The following is a 16,889-nucleotide window of genomic DNA, read 5'->3' as shown; positions in this document are numbered from 1 at the left end:
TTCTAGTAATTGGAGTTTAAGTTCTATTAAGTTAGAACTATCTATTTTTAAGTTATTAACATACTTTTAAGTAATTAGAGATTTGATAGTATGGCATATTGGTTACTGCAACCTAACAGAAGATTGGTTTGTTGTAGTTCCGCAAATTCGAGTATGCCGATAAGAAATTGAATATACCAACACAAGCAGCACAATGTTCAGACTAAATTCATTAGGTTTATACTGACAGGTAATCAAGCACCAGTAGCAAAAACGTAGTTTTGTGACTGATAACAAACCCACTGATTACGCCGCCATTATCCGCGCTGCCAACCAAACTGTTCCAGAACCTCCCCAATGGTTAAGTGTGGGTAAACAAGTTTACTCCCCAGAGTATGGAGTAGGCGAAGTCATGGCGTTATTGGGCAGGCGGTTAATTGTTAAGTTTGTTGAAGAGGTTACTCCAACTCAATTTGGCGATTGGGAAGAAGCGATCGCCATTGGCTCAATTCAATCAAGTAACGCCAACTTGGTTTCTTCCACAACTTTGATTGAAGAAACTAATACAAGAGCTGCAACAGTTTCCGAACGCATTCAACAAATCCCCCACCTGGCATTTCAGTCTGTAGCTCAAGAATTGATTGCAAGCATCACGGCGGTGGATATCAAAAATCTCAACCAAGGGATCGTTCACCCCGTACCCAGCGATTTACCGCCTGCTTTACGTTTGGCGTTGCAAAATAACGGTATCACCAACATTTATTCTCATCAACTAGAAGCTCTGACAAAATTACGTGCTGGGTTTGACCTAAGTATTACCACGCCCACAGCCAGCGGAAAGACGCTGTGCTACAATCTCGCCATCCTCGAATCCTGTATCAAGCAACCGCAAACAACGGCATTATATATTTTCCCACTCAAGGCATTAGCCCTCGACCAAATGCGAAAGTTACAATCGCTCGTTAAGGCAATGCCCAATAATCGTCTCAAACTCGCATTAATGACGGGCGATACACCCACATCCGAACGGCAGCGCTTGTTTATTCCTAATCCACCAAACATCTTGGCAGTCAGTCCCGACTTATTGCATCACTATCTTTACAATGTGCGGCGGCGAGATGAGGGAGAAGGATGGCGGCAGTTTTTAAGACAGTTGCGTTACTGTGTAATTGACGAAAGCCACACCTATATTGGTGCTTTTGGCGCGCACTTTGCTAATTTAATGCGGCGGCTAAGGTTAGCAGTTGATGCTGTTGGCGGTAATTCCCAGAGGCTACAATTTATCTGCTCTAGTGCCACAATTGGTAATCCCCAAGAGATGGCATTGCGCTTCAGTGGCAGAACCCATCAACCCCAAAGACTACACTTAATTGAACGTAGTAGTGCAGCTAATGCAGGACGTACCCTGTTATGTCTTGCTCCAAATAGTGCAGCTAATGTTGAAGCTTCCAAAATTGTGATTTCCTGGTTGCAGTATAATCTCAGTGGTATTGTCTTCTGTAACTCTCGTGCTGCTGTCAAAGGTTTACTAGGCTTAATTCAAAGAGAAACACAACGCCTTGGGTTAGGTTATTTAATAAGCAAAGTCGCAGTCTTCTACAGTTCCTTAACGGGCGATCGCCGCCGGGAGATTATTCAAAAACTGCAAGCTGGACAAATTAAAGTAATTATCTCAACCTCTAGCTTGGAAGCGGGAATTGATCTACCTGAGCTAGACTGCTGTTTGCTGCGTGGGTTTCCGGGTAGTTTAATGTCATTTTGGCAACGAGTAGGAAGAGCAGGACGCAAGCAGCATGGACTTGTAATTTATCTACCCTTGGGACAAAATCCTATTGATGTATTCTACGCTCGGCATAGCGAACAGTTATTATCGGGAGAAGTTGAATCTGCTGCTTTTAACCCAGACTATCCCACAATTCTAGGCAAACATTTAGAATGCGGCTGCATTGAAAGTAGTCTGGCTTTAAAGGAACTCAATAGCCGTTTCGGAAAAGCCGCCGACGCAGTTGCAGGTTCTCTTTTACAACAAAACAAAATTTTTCTGAGTAATAATGGCAAACTTTGGGGAAGGGGTTATCCGCACAAAGACATCAACCTCAGAAGCAGCCCTCAAACCTCGATTTCCTTAATTGAGAAGCACACAGGCGAAATTTTAGAAATTATGTCACTTTCGCTTGCCCATCGGGAAGTATTTCCGCAAGCAGTATATATGGTACAAGATGATAGCGGCGAGTTAATAGCCTACCGCAGCGAAAGTCTAAATGAAGAGAAAGGAGAAGCATTACTAGCTTATTTAGGTAAAGATACAGATTTATTTACTGAAGCCGAATCAGAATTAGATATTCAACCACTTTCTACACTGGCAGAGTCCAAAATTATCCCCACCAAAATCAAAGATGCTCGGTTGCGTTTAACCCTTGTTTGGGGAGAAATTACTAATTCTGTTACAGGTTATCGGTTGATGAAACGCACTTACGGGATGACTTGTAAAAATCAGCGTTGTGGTAACTACAAAAAACCGCTTGACGGGAAAACTTGCTCCTTATGTAGGCATCCTCTAGGAGCAGCTGAAGTAACAAAACTTCAGTCAGAAGTAGCATTTGAGGAGCCATATGTTACAAAATACCAAGCGCCCTGTGTACTGGTGGAAATAAATGAACCCTTACAAAAAGCGATACAAGTACAAGTCAACAAATACAAACAAGAAATTATAACATCCACAGGAGGTGAAGTTCCTGAACAATATCAAACACTATGGACTAGTAGTGCTGATTTTACAGCAGTCCATAGCATCCAACACCAGATAGTAAAAGCTGTACCCCTGGTAGTTTTGTCCTCTAGCCTAGATGTAGATGGAATAGTTACGCAAAAAGAAACTAGAACAATTGGCTACTTTTTTGACACTTGTGAAGGTGGTAATGGAGCAGCAGAAGCTATCTTTTCTGACTTGACCAATTTCGCTGCTAAAGCATATGCGCTAGCAGTTGAATGTGATTGTGAAGCTGGTTGTCCAAGGTGTCTACATTCAACTGGTTGTCCGCAGCATAATGAAGCACTGCATAAAGATTTAGGTTTGTTTTTGTTGGATGCGATAAGCCAAGCAACGCAGAACACCTAAAGAGCTATTCCACTAATATGATTTGACAAAAAACAAATTTAGTTTTACCACATAATTCACCATTTCTAAATATAGAAATTTACCAAATATAATTTTAGGTTTTGTTATTATGACATTTTAATTTTTTTAATTAACTCATTCACTTGATTGCTCAAAACTGTACTTTCTTTTGTCGTTAATACTTTGTCAAGTACTCCGAGTTTTTTGTAAATTTGCTTTTTCTCCTGCCAATTTTCGTTATATTGCTCGTTACCCAAAAGCCCAAGGTGTTCCCAATACCAAACATTGTTATTATGTCTTATTGTAAAGTCAGGTTCTTTCCATTGAGTTTCATTATAAAAAAGTTTTTCTTCATATTGAAAATCAATATTTGAACGATAAAGAATATTTGCAATTATCACTTCTGATTTTGAACGAACCCAAATCCCATTTTCAGTTTGATGTATCTTATTTAGTGAATGCTTACTTACGCCTAAATATCTTCCAATATCTTGGTGCATTGAAATTGAACTGTCAAAGTTATCAAGGAGATAAACGAGATAATCTAATAGATTATGTTTATACTCTCTTTTACTTGCAGTCTCATTACTAATTGTTTCAATTTGCTCATCAGTAAGATATTCTTCTGTTGCTTCAATAATTAAGCATTTGTCAAGATTTTTAGCTAATTTTGCCTCATTATCAACTAATGCTTTATAGGTTATGTTGAAAAATTCTCGACAAGTAAGTTTTGAAAATTCGGGTTTTAACAATACAGGAACAACCATTCCCGTTCTTGAAGATTCAATTATTGACTTCAACATAGGGTTTGAGTTAGTTTTGAAAACTTTTAAGCCTGTAAAGCCTTTGCCTTCTATCGTAATTGCACCGCAATTCAAAAAATAAGGTAGAGCCGATTGTAATTCTTCTTCTGCAAAATATTGCAAAGTCTTTTTACCAACTTCATTGTTAGTTGCCTTTTTGAACAATTCTTTGATTTGATCCCCTTGAGGAAATGATTTGTCGATAAAGTGTGTTTTTCTTACCTGAACATTTTTATTAGAATAAAGCATATAGGAAATAGCACCATTTTTGTCTCTTCCTGAACGTCCAATTTCTTGATAATATTGCTCAATAGATTCGGGTATCATAAAATGAATTACAACTCGAATATTGGGAATATCAATACCCATTCCAAAGGCATTTGTTGCAAAAACTAAATTGGTTGAACCATCTCTAAATTCGTTTAGAACACTTTGCCGTTCGGAGCTACTCATATCTCCATGAAATGATAATGCCTTTAGTTCCTTTTGATTTGCAGTTTCACACAAATCTTCCACACCACCTTTGTGGTATTTACGATATAAATAAACCAATACTTTCTCGTTGGTGTGGTTATCTATTATTTGCCAAAGACGAGCTTTCTTTTCTTCTTCGTTTGATAGCTTCTCAACTTTCAAATCAATATCAAATCTTAACAATACATCATCTTTGATGATAGAATTTTTTTTAATTTTAAAATCAGTAGTAATATCGATAAGCTCTTTTGGATTTATTGTGGCTGTCAAACCTAAAATTGTTGGCCATTTATCTGAAAACACTGAATCAAGAAAAGTTGGTATATACTTGTAAAATGGTCGGAAATCAAATCCCCATTGGCTTATACAATGGACTTCATCAATAACGACTAATTTGATTTTATTTATCTGCAATGAAATACAGTATTCAAAAAATCCGTCTGTCGCCATCCTTTCTGGACTAGCAAAAATGAAATCAGGTTTAGATTCACCTTGAGCAAATTTTTTTAATTGCTTCATTTGTTCTGAAGCTCCCATACCACTGTGAATAGCTAAGACTTCAAAACCTTCTTTTTCAAGTTTTTCTGCCTGTTCGTCAATAAGTGCTATCAATGGTGAAATAACTAAACAAGTTCCTTTTAGTGCTTTTGCAGTAACCCAATAAATGAGGGATTTTCCACCACCTGTCGGCATTACTGCTAATGTTGAACCATTCTCTATAAGATGATTAATTACTTTCTCTTGAAATGGTTTTAAAGAAAACACACCTGCTAAAGCAGGAAACTCTTTTTCAAAAACTTCTTTTGCTTTAGTATTCATAATGATAGCTTTCTGCTTTCTTCTTTAAATCGTCAATTTCAGCCTGATGATTTCTTGCGACAAATGAGAGAAAGCTATCCACTAGAACAAATCTATATTCAATAGGTAAGCTTACTCCATGCTTTGCATAAAGCTCTTTTAGTTGCCGATAAATTCTAATAGCGTAAAATGAAAACAAGGCATACGGATAAAAATAATTTTGCTGAGTTGTTCCTTCTCTCGCATTGATCATAAGAAACTGAGAGTCTTCTTTACAACCAAACTTTTTCTTACTGCTTAAATAATATAATGCCCAAATAGCTTCTCTGCTTCTATTTGGATACATTTCAGGAAAAAGCTTGTAAATGAAATGACTTTTAATTCCCCCGCCAATTACTCCATATGCTATGTAGGCTTCTTTATCTAACTCATAATATTCCAAGCCATCGCAGGTATCAATTTCTTCAAATTCTTTTTCTTTATACCACTCATTATGCCATTCATTTGCTAATTGAACAATGTTATAAATTACTTTAAACAAGTCTCCCGGTTGTGTAGTATTAAATGCAGCACGGAACTTGTCAAGTTCCTTTGCATGTATATTTTTCAGTGTTTTATTAATAATCGGAATTTGATTTCTTAAAATTGTATTTTTGAAGGCACTTACATCGAATTTGTATTCTGATAATGATTCTAAATCAAGAATATCTTGATAACGTTGGCGGTCTTTTTCATAATCCTTTATAGATTCTTTCAAAAGCCTTTCCAGAATTTTTTTTGTATCTTTTGGCTTACTTTTTGGTTTGCAGGTAGAACCAAATTTAACAGCGAGCTTTTCAATTTCGCTTTCTGGGATTGAGTATCCACTTTCTGTATCAATATATTGTTGAAAGTAAGTCGGGATAACTTGTTTCATTTCATCCCATACCTTTTCAATATGATTTTGCTCGTAACAAATTTCTTCAATATCGTTGGGATAATACATATTCTATATCTTGCCTCTTAGTTAATTTTCTTCTGGCTACACAGGCCATTTTTTGCACTTGCCGTATCGTTTGTGTATAATAATTGTGCTTATATTTTTATAACGGTATTAAAACCCGTATTCTTAGTGTTCCCACAAACTTAGTAAATATAACATCCGCTGCTAAGTTTAAGTTGGTAAGCAAAAGTATTGCTTTATGCCTCTTCTTGGAATAAAGCAATACTATATTTGTAGGAGTTTTAATTTTTTGATTCAGTTCGTCACTACATTATCTGCAATGTTAATGTAGTTAAATTCTTTTATTTTGAGCAATATAGAGTTTTTGCAAGAACATTATTTCATTAACTGTTCTTGTCAACAATTTCATCTTCGTTAATTAGCTCGATATCAAATAAGTATTTTATTTTTTAAAAAATAACAACATTCCATGTGGATTATCTAAAAATACATTTTTATTACTACTATGATTTTTTGAGCCATCACCTTGTAAATCCTGATTTGAAAGTGAGTACACGTCAGTTACAACAAGCTGATATCCTTGACTAATTAAATAACCAACTAATTTATCAGGCATTACATGAGATGCACCGTAATCTGGTAATAAATTATGTTCAATTTTATCCTTGTCTGTAATATTTAATTGCACAATACCTGTACGACAAAATATATCAAAATCAATCGGCTTAACTAAGCCACTTGTAATAATTTCAATTGAATTTAATTCCATTGCCAGTTGCTCTATACTTGCAAAATTCCGCGACCACGGGTTACCTATTAAAAACAGGCGTATCGATATTGCCTCTGGCTGTACTTTCACAATATCAAGTAATGTTTTTGTAACCGCATCTGGTTGTAAGTAATCTAATACTCCATGAACTGAAACTAGCCGTAGGCTATTAGGAGCGTAAAGTGTTGTCAGTTCAAGTTCTGCTAAATTACGATCGCAAAAATAATTTAACTGTAGATTTGGGTATTGGCTGCGTAAAGCTAAAAACTTTTCTGGTGGATGAGTAGCAATGTCGTAACAGTCAATTGTCGGAAGTTGGTAGCGCGTCAAGTCAACTCCTTCAAAACCAAAAAAAACTTCTCGCTCGGCAAAACCTGCACCCAAGATAGCTACACTATCACCTTTACCTGAAAGAATCGCTTCCCAGGTAAGGGGATAAACATTAGGAGTCAGTTCTAAAAGCCTAGCTTTACTAATCTCTAGGATATTGCCACTGCCCTTATTTTCTAGGAATCTTACTGCCATAAAACCTCGCTAATTATGAAACAATCTTGGGACGGTTGATTGATGTAATGTCTTTACCTTCGCCCAAACGGTAAACTTCCCTGCGCCCGCCTATATCAATCTCAAAAAACCTATAACTTGTAGTAAACTGTGCCCACGCTGCTAAAGGATTAGTCTTAGGCAGATTTGTCGTTGCCTGGTAAGTGATTTCAAAACCTGTGCTACCATCTTGCTTAAACTTCTGTATAAAAATCTGGTAGTCTCTAGCGTGCCAAAAATCTGTGGTTCGACGACGCACCACATCTTGTGAGTCAGAACTCATTGCCCGTGCTGCTGATGCGGACACGATCAATTGAAAATTGTCAGACATACGTGTTAGAGCAAGTTTCTTGTCTGGATTTGAAAATACTTCATCAACAATTGGTCTGAGTTCAGGGTACAAAAAAGTTTCGGCAATGTAAAAGCCTGGAGACTCACAGATATTATCCTCAAAGTAGCGATGCCTGCGGTGGGCGTAGAGATCGCTTCCGGCCAGTCCATTAAATTCAAAACGAACCGACTTTTGTAAGCTCGCAAAAATTAAGTCTTCGTATAACTTCTGCTGCGATGCTGGCGTTGCTGCAAGAATTTTGAATGCAGCCCCACGCATCCCCTGAATTCCAATCAAAGCACAGGTACAGTTGAGGGATGCAGCCCACGTCGCTAGAAATTTTCGATAGTTAGTATAAAGTATTAATGCTTCCTGGTAGTCAGGAGCTTTAATTTTGAGTAAATGCTTTACTGGGTTCGGCTTAATCTCCCATCCAGGTCTAGATAATAAAGTCCACAACGTTGAGGAATCTTCAATGGCATCCATGCATTTATCCCCGAAGCTTATTAATGACAATTATTTGTCTGTCCGTTCCTGTCAAATCTCATACGGGATATGAGTTCCTTCAGATGCGCTGGGTCTACACCAAACCTATGAGCAATGTCATACTCCTCATCTTCAGTTGGCGGTGCATTTAGTGTCAGTAAATGCTCCAAAAACGGTTGTGACCCCCCTAAAGGCAAACCATCATCTGTAAAAGGTAACCTATGTTCGTGCAGTGGCTCCTCAAATACCGCAGGGCGGGTATTTTGTAGCCACGCTCCAACCTCACCAGGTTTTGGCGGATCTATCCCCAATCGCTCACATTCTTCTAATAACTCATTTGATAATTGCGATTCTACTGTAGACAGGCTGCGCGATCGCTCCACCAAATCTTGTAACCATTCCTGTAGTTTTCCTGTCTCTGGTAACTGCAAACCCAGCGTTTGACAAGCAGCTACAAACTCTTGCCCAATAACAGCATTAGTATATAGCTGCCCCAACCAAGTAGCAAATTCCTCATTTTCAGGTAATTTTATGCCTTGTTCAAGGCTAAATGTTTGTAATTTCTTTCCTAAACGAATTCTTTCTAAAAGCTTTGTACCAGTATCTTCTTCATTAATGATTTGAGGGTCATTTGACCCAAAAGCCATTTTGTCTAAAAGCCAAATAGCTATTTGTCCTGATTTTGGAGCTGATAAATTTAAAGTTTCACAGGCTATAAGCAGCTCAGTTCCCAAAGACGTATAACTCGCAAGCCACTCCTCTAAATTACCTGACCGAGGAGCAGTAAGTCCCTTTTGAGATAAACCAACAAGCTCTAAACCCAAATTTACTAAGTTCCTAACTACCATTGACAAGCTTTTACCCATGTCAGGTATTAACTTCTCAATTTGACTCCGCATATCAACATTAATATGGACTGTCACGCGGTCTTTTTCTGCGTCTACAGGACGACCGCGCTTCGGAGGTAGCTTTGGGTTTTGTTCGGGCTGTTGTTTACTCATGTTACTTCAGTTTATCGGAACCACAAAGCATATTTGAAGCCTTTATATGCAAAAACGTTAACAAACGTAACTATTTAGCAGTGTAAAAATGTTTTTACACTGCTAAATAGTTACGAAATGTAAATAAAACACATACATAATTAGTTGATTTGGTATTCTTCAATCAAAAGCACAAAAAAGTTGAGATGGCAGAAAAACACCTGTTTCAATCAAAATTTCTGCACGAGTCCAATATGAAATACTGCGAAATCTTCAAAAACTTACCCAAAGAAGGCTTAGAACCAAGGCAATTTCTACGCCACTGTTTTGATATCGCTGAACTCACTCCCAGAGAACTGCTGGAAGAAGAAACCGACTCACAATACCGCAAAAAATGTATCACTGTACTATGTGCAGTCTTAGGGGTACAAAGACCAACAGTTCGCAAGTGGGGAAGCGATCTCAATTTTGACGGAACACCCAACTACTGCAAAATTTCACTTGCTTACATTCACGCGGCCGAAATCATACCAAACCAGCTAAAAAGCATCTTGAGAGGAGAATACAACGCACCGGAAGTAGATGCTCAAACCTTTCTAGAAAGAATATTCCTTGAAGGGTTAACTGAACAGCAAATACTGCAAACTGTTTCCCACGCCAATTTTCGCGCAACTTGTGTCAAAACTCTCACGCAAGTATTACATATTGGCACCAAATCAGTCCAAGATTGGGGTCAAGATATGTCGTTTCACAAAATGCCCAAAATTCACAAGCATACCTTGAGCTATGCTTTGGCTGCTATCTCCAAATCGTCATCAAAAAATTGGGAAAAAGCGGCCTGACTTATTTAACTAGTCGAATTAGGAAACTTGGTCTTAAAGATAAAACCGCGTATTACAGCGCAGAAAAATGTCATGACTACAACAACTTTTGCAAATAAATTATACGTCGAGAAGCATCGGATAGACTCCAATCCTACCACCCACATAGAGCAAAGTAACCTAGAGTACCTCCACACGGCTTTCCTACTCTATGAGTACAAGCAGACTTACACTAAAAAAGAGTATCGCGCACTGTTAGAAGAGTACGGCTGGGATAAGGGCAGTGCTGAGGAAAGGCGATCACTCCGAATTGCCGAGAATTTTCAAGCATTTATCAGTTGTCCGGAACATTTAGCGGTTTTACCAATATCGGTACTACTTCGGTTATGTTCCCATAACTACAAAATCCTAATTGATGAATTGAAAGATATTCCTATTGGTGGATTGACTTGTGGATTAGTGTTAGAACTGATTGAGAAAAGAAGATTGTTTCTCAAAGCCATGAATCAAGAAAAAAAAGATGGCAACTGGCGAGCAACACCAGATGGAAATAGATATTACACCTTCGGCAAAATTATGGAGGATGACTACCAAACAGGAGTCTTTACCGAGAAGTTAATAGAGGAATTGGGATTGTCACCGCAGCGAATTGTCAGAATGGCGATCGCTGACTTATATGAAAAGCATCAAGCTGAGATAGCCAAGAATAAAATCGGCTCTTTTGAAGAACTAATCCCTTGTGAACAACTCACTGACACCATAGAAGAATTGATTGCTGTCAACGATGAAAATATCGTTAACCCAACAAACCTTGAGGTAATGCAGCGAGAACTTGAAACCTTGTGGCAAAGGGATACAGAACAATATGACTGCCAAGAATACCTGGAAGAACCTGAAGAGTCAAACATTGACTTTGAAGAAGATGAGATTCAGGCAGTAGAAAGTACATTGGCTGGGATGTTCGGAACGAATCAAGTCCCAGCAACTGATGCAGAAGTCCTCGCAGACATATTGCGGAAAGCTTCAGATTATTCCTCAGTGCGCCGAGGACTATGGCAATATCAACAAGCTAAAGAAGAAGCTTGGAACCTCCTCTCGGATTCGGAAAGGAAATCTGTATGGCAGATGCTTCCAGAGGCAATCAAAAAGCTTAGTAATGCCAAGCGTGAAGGGTTGATTGTCAATTTTTACGAAATGGAGTCCGGAGGGCTGTATAAAGTCTTTACTACAGATTACCCATTAATAGAAGAAACAGTTAGTAATAGTCGGTTAGACAGATGGCTGGCAGATTTGAAAGTCAGGCAGAACTCCGATTGTAATTGATATGTCTTTAAAGCCAAGTGCAAGAAGTTAATATTAATTAGAATCTCAATGAACTCAACAGCAACAAACAAAAAAATAGCTGTTAGCCTATTCTCCGGGGTGGGTGGATTTGATTTGGGATTTAAAGCAGCAGGATTTGAAATAGCGATCGCCATTGATAATAATGCCATCGCCCTAGCAACATACCAACATAATTTCCCGCACGCCACAGTCTTGTGTAAAGACATTCGAGAGGTGACGGCAAAAGAAATACGCGCCCATATTCAGGCGAACTACGTAAATTGGGACGGGGAAATTCATGCCGTTTTTGGTGGGCCACCATGCCAAGGATTTAGCGTTGCTGGACTGCAAAATGTTGAGGATGAGAGAAACTCGTTGGTGGGGGAGTTTGTTCGCCTGGTGTTGGAACTCAATCCTCTTGCGGCAATCATGGAGAATGTGCCAGGGATTGAGAATCAGAAGTTTGGCACGATCACCGATTCCCTCCAAGCAGTGTTAGAAGAACATTATTTTCTCTCAAAGTGGAACCTGAACGCTTCAGATTATGGAGTTCCCCAGGCTAGAAAAAGGGTGTTTTTTGTTGCATCTAAGTTTGGAGAAATTATACCGCCGCAGCATCAACCTCAACATACAGTTAGAGATGCGATCGCGGACTTGTCGCCAATTCCCCTACTCCCCAAGCAAAACACTCAAGAATGGCATCCAGATTGGGTGAAGGGAGAATATGCTAAGTATCTTGAAAAAATATTCCCGAATCTTGGTATAGTAAGTAACATTAAGACGGGATTCGCAGCGACAACACATACACCAGAAGTAATTCAGCAATTCATCAACACTCCCCCAGGTGCAAGGGAAGCTAAATCCAAATCAAAGAAGCTGCAATGGGATGGATTCTGCGTGACGTTAAGAGCGGGGAGTGGCAACCGCACTGCATTGCGTCCCCTGCATCCAGAACAGCCACGAGTTATCTCAGTTAGAGAAGCTGCTCGTTTGCACAGTTATCCTGATTGGTTTAATTTCAGTGAGGCAATACTCCACGCCCAAAGAGAAATCGGAAATTCTGTGCCCCCATTGCTTGCATATGCTGTGGGAATGCAGGTTAGAGAACATCTAGAATGCAATATCAATTATCAGATTAAGTGCCAAAATAGGCATTTTTGCCAATTTTTAACAATTTATTGCAATTTTAAGAATATATTTATTTTTGTGAATGAAATGCTGTCTTTAAGCGGGTTAAGGAAAATCAGCAAAGAGCGATCGCCTCCACATCCGTCACTTAAAGGATGAGTGCGATTCGTTGTAAGTAAAATGACGGCAATTAGCCCGTACATACACTTGCCACCTCGATGAGGTGAACTCTCAGACAGATGTAGGTGAAAGTCCTACCCGCCAGATTCAGGCGTGACTCCTGATCTGTCCACACCGACCATACTCGATTTATGGAGAGTGAAGCTGGAAACAGGGCGCAATCAGACTTCCGTTATGGGAAGACACTGGCGCTAATAGGGAGTTCCTATGGTGAAACAGAGCCTAAAAAAGTGACCTATTAAGAAGCGGGACATAAGCTAGACCCGACTTTATCAGAGTTAAAACCCGCTGTGGTCTTATCCACCAACAGCAAGAATCTAGGGTTTCTGATGGTTAAAATGGCTACACCTAAGGGAACAACCAATCTTCTGAGGGAACGAATAAAAACGAGTCAAAGGTACTGGGGATAGTCGAACCCCAGTTAGGTAAGACGAGATACGGAACTCCTTTGATTTGGGTAGGATGCGGCGTAATTGCTGCAAGGTGTTCAGAAAACACTCATTGGAGTTAGAGTATGGTTAGGCACATAGAAAACTATAGTGAATCATGGAAAAGTTTACCCTGGAAGAAATTTCGGCGTAATCTATTCCGCCTACAAAAACGAGTGTTTAAAGCAGTTCGAGAAGGAAACAAGCGTAAAGCCATATCTCTTCAAAAACTTATTCTGAAATCCAACGCGGCTAGGTTATTGGCAATTCGTCAAGTATCACAGCTAAATGCTGGAAAGAAAACGGCAGGAATCGATGGTAAAAAGTCTCTTAATTCTAAAGAACGCTTTCAACTTGAGAAACTGTTAAAAGCATCTGGTAACGATTGGGAACACCAAAAGTTACGTAACATTTCCATTCCTAAAAAAGACGGAAGTACCAGGATGCTCAAAATTCCCACTATCGCGGATAGGTGCTGGCAATGCCTCGCCAAATATGCTTTAGAACCAGCACACGAAGCACTATTCCATGAAAGGAGTTATGGGTTTAGACCGGGGCGCTCGGCACATGATGCACAGAAAATTCTGTTCTCAAACCTAAACTCTAGCACTAATGGAATCAATAAGAGAGTTATAGAACTCGATATTGAAAAGTGTTTTGAAAAAATTTCACACACCACAATTATGAATAACCTTATAGCCCCAAAAGGCATAAAGCAAGGAATTTTCCGATGCCTAAAAGCCGGAATAAACCCTGATTTTCCAGAACAAGGGACTTGTCAAGGTGGTGTAGTGAGTCCATTATTAGCTAACATCGCTCTCAATGGAATAGAAGATATTCACCAATCAATACGGTATGCCGACGATATGGTAATAATCTTAAAACCTAAAGACGATGCAATAAAGATACTTGAAAAAATCAGCCAATTCTTAGAAGTAAGAGGACTAAACGTAAGTCAGAAGAAGACAAGAATAACCGCTACGACAGATGGCTTTGACTTCCTTGGCTGGCACTTTAAAGTGCAAAGCAACGGAAAATTTAGAAGTATTCCCTCAGCGGATAATTTTAAAAAGTTTCGTCAGAAGGTAAAGGCTATCGTTAACAACTCGAATTATGGCTCTAAGGTGAAAACTCTTAAGTTAGCACCGATAGTTAGAGGATGGAGAAACTACCATAAATTCTGCAAGATGGATGGGTCAAGGTTCTCACTTTGGCACACCAGAAATAGAGCATGGAAAGTTTTCAAAAAGGAATCAAAGATAACAAAAGAATCAACTGATAAGTTGATAGAAAAGGCGTTTCCCAAAGTTCCTTACTCCGAAAATTCTCATATCAATGTCAAAGGGAATAAATCACCATTTGACGGAGACTTAACATACTGGAGTGAACGTAATAGTAAGCTCTATGATGGGGAAACCTCTAAAGCTCTTAAAAAGCAAAAACATACATGTGGTCACTGTGGTTTGAAATGTATAAGTGAAGAACGAGTACATCTACACCATATTGACGGGAATCATAACAATTGGAAACCTAAAAATCTAATTGCTGTACATGAATCTTGTCACGATTATACCCACATAGGCAAAAGGATAATATTCTAAGAACATCGGGAGCCGGATGTAGCGAAAGCTACACGTCCGGATCTAACAGAGAGGTGCGAGGCATAATAGCCTCCATCGACTCTACCTGTGGTTCACAAACTAGGCCACAAAATAGGCAAAGGCACAAAGAAGACCATCAAACAGGCGTACTCACACAGGAATTGATTGACGGATATGGGCTACCCCCCAAAAATTCTTTGTGAAGTGATCGCAGTCAATCGGGCTTTAAGCTTGCTCCCATCAAACCTTCAGCTTTTTCAGAAAGCTGACCATCTAGTTTGAACGATTTTGCAACTGTTCTAAGTTCTCCTGACATCTGAGCGTCCAGGGATGCTCAGATCCCAGCCTTAGTTCGAGAATTTCCAATGCTTTTAAATATAATGCTTCTGCAACCCCATCATCACCTTGCGCCGCGTACAACATTGCTAAGTTGTCTAAACCTCTGCCTACTAAAGGATGAGTCTCTCCTAAATCCCGTTGCCAAATGTCTAATGCCCTTTGCAAGCGTGGTTCTGCTTCGCTGTAGTGTCCTTGTAAGCGATAGAGGGTTCCCAGACCACTGAGACTGACAGCTACGTGGGGATGGTCGGCTCCTAAGTTCTTTTCCTTGATTTCCAGCACTCGCTGAAAGAGTTGTTCTGCTTCGCTGTAACGTTCTTGGTCACGATAGAGTTCTGCGAGATTATGGAGGCTTAATGCTACATTGAGATGGTCAGATCCTAAGTTTTTTTCCTTGATTTCTAGTGATCGCTGATAGAACGCTTCTGCCTCAGTGTAGCGTCCCTGATCGCGATACAGTTTTCCCAGATTGTGCAAACCAACTGCTACACCGGAATGGTCAATGCCATACAGATGTTCTCGAATGCCCAGCGATTGCTGCAAGAGCGGTTCTGCCTTAGTGTAGCGTCCCTGCTTAACATAAAGTACTCCCAAATTGTCGAGACAGATTGTAACTACATCCGATTGCTGAAGGAGAAATCCACACTCACTACGGTATCCCTTCTCAGAATAAAGCTTTGCTAGACTTGTGAGACTGGATGCTAAATATGGATGGTAAGCATCTAACTGCTTGTCTTTCATTGCCAAGTATTGCTCAAACAGCAATTCTGCTTCCCTAAAGTATCCCTGCTCACGATAAAGTTCTGCCAAATTGTGCAAACTTGTTGCTAGACCAGGATAGTTGGCAAGCAATCGGGTTTGGGCTATCCACAAGCATTGGGTATACCAGGGTTCTGCCTGGGTATAGGCACCCTGACCTTCATAGAATCGACCTAAGCCCATGTAAGGCTCAAGTACATAGCGTGAGGGATGATCGAATATTGAGGTTCTCCAAGAATTCTTTTTCCTGTAAGGCGTAATCCTCATTAACTGATCATCACTCAACTGCCAGTTTTTTAGCCTACTAGCGGCTTCTAAATGGGGAATGATGGAAGAAATAGTTAAAATCTTTTGGTAAGTGTAAGTGGAACTTTGGGTAATTTCCTGAGCTACTGCTGCCATCACCTGCCAAAATCGTTGCTTCAGCATATCAGGGTTTAGCTCCCCAGCCTTTTCAATAAGCTGGGGAGCTGATTTTGTCTGAAAGAAATCGCGAATTAAGGGATGCAAACGATAGGTTCCGGGGGTCGTTTGTTGCAGCAGATGCAGATTGATCAACTCACTGTCGCGAACATCTTCCAGAGTCTCCGAGTCTTGGTTGTCCAAACATTCCTCTAGTAGCGACCAAGGAATCGGTGCAGCTGCAAACAGACTGATCAGATAGCCTAGCAGTTTGGCACTTTCTGACAAGGTTTCCCAACTCAGGTCAAACGCGGCCGCCACCCCTGATCGCGCTGTCATATCATCATCTGTCTGACACAATGCCCGTGCTGCTAATCGCTTATCCTGCAATCGTTGTAACATCACTGCCAATGATAGGTTAGGTTTACGAGCGAGATACCGCCCCAATACTGCTCGGTTAAGGAGAAATAGAGGTAAAACAAAGAAAATTTTGTTCGCAAATGTTTTACGCGAACAAGATGATTGGACTTACTTTTTCTCTTTGAGGCTATCGTACAAGTCCACCCAATTTTGACGAAGAGAGTCGATGCAGGAAGTTAAGTGATCGATTTGAGTTCTTCTAGCCACAGAGAGGACAGCATCAATATGAGCAGGGCTTCCAGCCTTACCCAAATGCTTATATTT

11 protein-coding genes are annotated in these 16,889 nt (G+C 39.8%); 5 read left to right on the top strand and 6 right to left on the bottom strand.

The features are described from left to right. Positions 1 to 262 precede the first annotated feature (262 nt). Entirely contained in the window at positions 263 to 3,097 is a 2,835-nt protein-coding gene (locus tag VF06_RS33185) for a DEAD/DEAH box helicase (RefSeq protein WP_099070252.1), read from the top strand. Positions 3,098 to 3,204: 107 nt separating this feature from the next. Here the strand turns inward: VF06_RS33185 and VF06_RS33180 are convergent, their stop codons facing one another. The 5 genes from VF06_RS33180 to VF06_RS33160 all read right to left on the bottom strand — a co-directional run bounded on the left by VF06_RS33180 (position 3,205) and on the right by VF06_RS33160 (position 9,245). Continuing rightward, positions 3,205 to 5,193, bottom strand: coding sequence for a RecQ family ATP-dependent DNA helicase (locus tag VF06_RS33180; RefSeq protein ID WP_099070253.1), 1,989 nt, complete (start codon positions 5,191 to 5,193; stop codon positions 3,205 to 3,207). After that, a complete protein-coding gene (locus VF06_RS33175) occupies positions 5,183 to 6,157 on the bottom strand; it encodes a hypothetical protein (protein WP_099070254.1) in 975 nt (324 codons plus the stop codon). The genes VF06_RS33180 and VF06_RS33175 overlap by 11 nt, the downstream gene beginning before the upstream one ends. Positions 6,158 to 6,557: 400 nt before the next feature. After that, positions 6,558 to 7,409 carry a hypothetical protein gene (locus VF06_RS33170; RefSeq protein ID WP_099070255.1) on the bottom strand — a complete coding sequence of 284 codons (852 nt, stop codon included), beginning with the start codon at positions 7,407 to 7,409 and terminating at the stop codon, positions 6,558 to 6,560. Between the two features lie 13 nt (positions 7,410 to 7,422). Further along, complete coding sequence (locus VF06_RS33165; RefSeq protein ID WP_099070256.1) at positions 7,423 to 8,244, bottom strand: hypothetical protein; 822 nt, start codon at positions 8,242 to 8,244, stop codon at positions 7,423 to 7,425. A gap of 20 nt (positions 8,245 to 8,264) precedes the next feature. Further along, a complete protein-coding gene (locus VF06_RS33160; protein ID WP_244918196.1) occupies positions 8,265 to 9,245 on the bottom strand; it encodes a hypothetical protein in 981 nt (326 codons plus the stop codon). A 233-nt stretch (positions 9,246 to 9,478) separates the two neighbouring features. Here VF06_RS33160 and VF06_RS33155 point away from each other — a divergent pair, with 233 nt between their 5' ends. The 4 genes from VF06_RS33155 (at position 9,479) to VF06_RS33140 (ending at position 14,705) form a co-directional block, all read left to right on the top strand. Further along, the gene (locus VF06_RS33155) at positions 9,479 to 10,066 is read left to right on the top strand and encodes a hypothetical protein (RefSeq protein ID WP_099070266.1); all 588 of its coding nucleotides are present in this window, start codon (positions 9,479 to 9,481) and stop codon (positions 10,064 to 10,066) included. 72 nt (positions 10,067 to 10,138) lie between these two features. Further along, complete coding sequence (locus VF06_RS33150; protein ID WP_099070257.1) at positions 10,139 to 11,368, top strand: Alr2735 family protein; 1,230 nt, start codon at positions 10,139 to 10,141, stop codon at positions 11,366 to 11,368. A gap of 48 nt (positions 11,369 to 11,416) precedes the next feature. Next, positions 11,417 to 12,655, top strand: coding sequence for a DNA cytosine methyltransferase (locus VF06_RS33145; RefSeq protein ID WP_099070258.1), 1,239 nt, complete (start codon positions 11,417 to 11,419; stop codon positions 12,653 to 12,655). 535 nt (positions 12,656 to 13,190) lie between these two features. Next, positions 13,191 to 14,705, top strand: coding sequence for a group II intron reverse transcriptase/maturase (locus tag VF06_RS33140; RefSeq protein WP_099070259.1), 1,515 nt, complete (start codon positions 13,191 to 13,193; stop codon positions 14,703 to 14,705). Between the two features lie 273 nt (positions 14,706 to 14,978). Here the strand turns inward: VF06_RS33140 and VF06_RS33135 are convergent, their stop codons facing one another. After that, the gene (locus VF06_RS33135; RefSeq protein WP_143861808.1) at positions 14,979 to 16,652 is read right to left on the bottom strand and encodes a tetratricopeptide repeat protein; all 1,674 of its coding nucleotides are present in this window, start codon (positions 16,650 to 16,652) and stop codon (positions 14,979 to 14,981) included. Positions 16,653 to 16,889 lie beyond the last annotated feature (237 nt).

The organism is Nostoc linckia z4 (genome assembly GCF_002608075.1).
Lineage (GTDB): Bacteria > Cyanobacteriota > Cyanobacteriia > Cyanobacteriales > Nostocaceae > Nostoc > Nostoc linckia.
The sequence above is the reverse complement of the archived record's forward strand: the minus strand, read 5'-3'. Positions and strand labels throughout refer to the sequence as shown.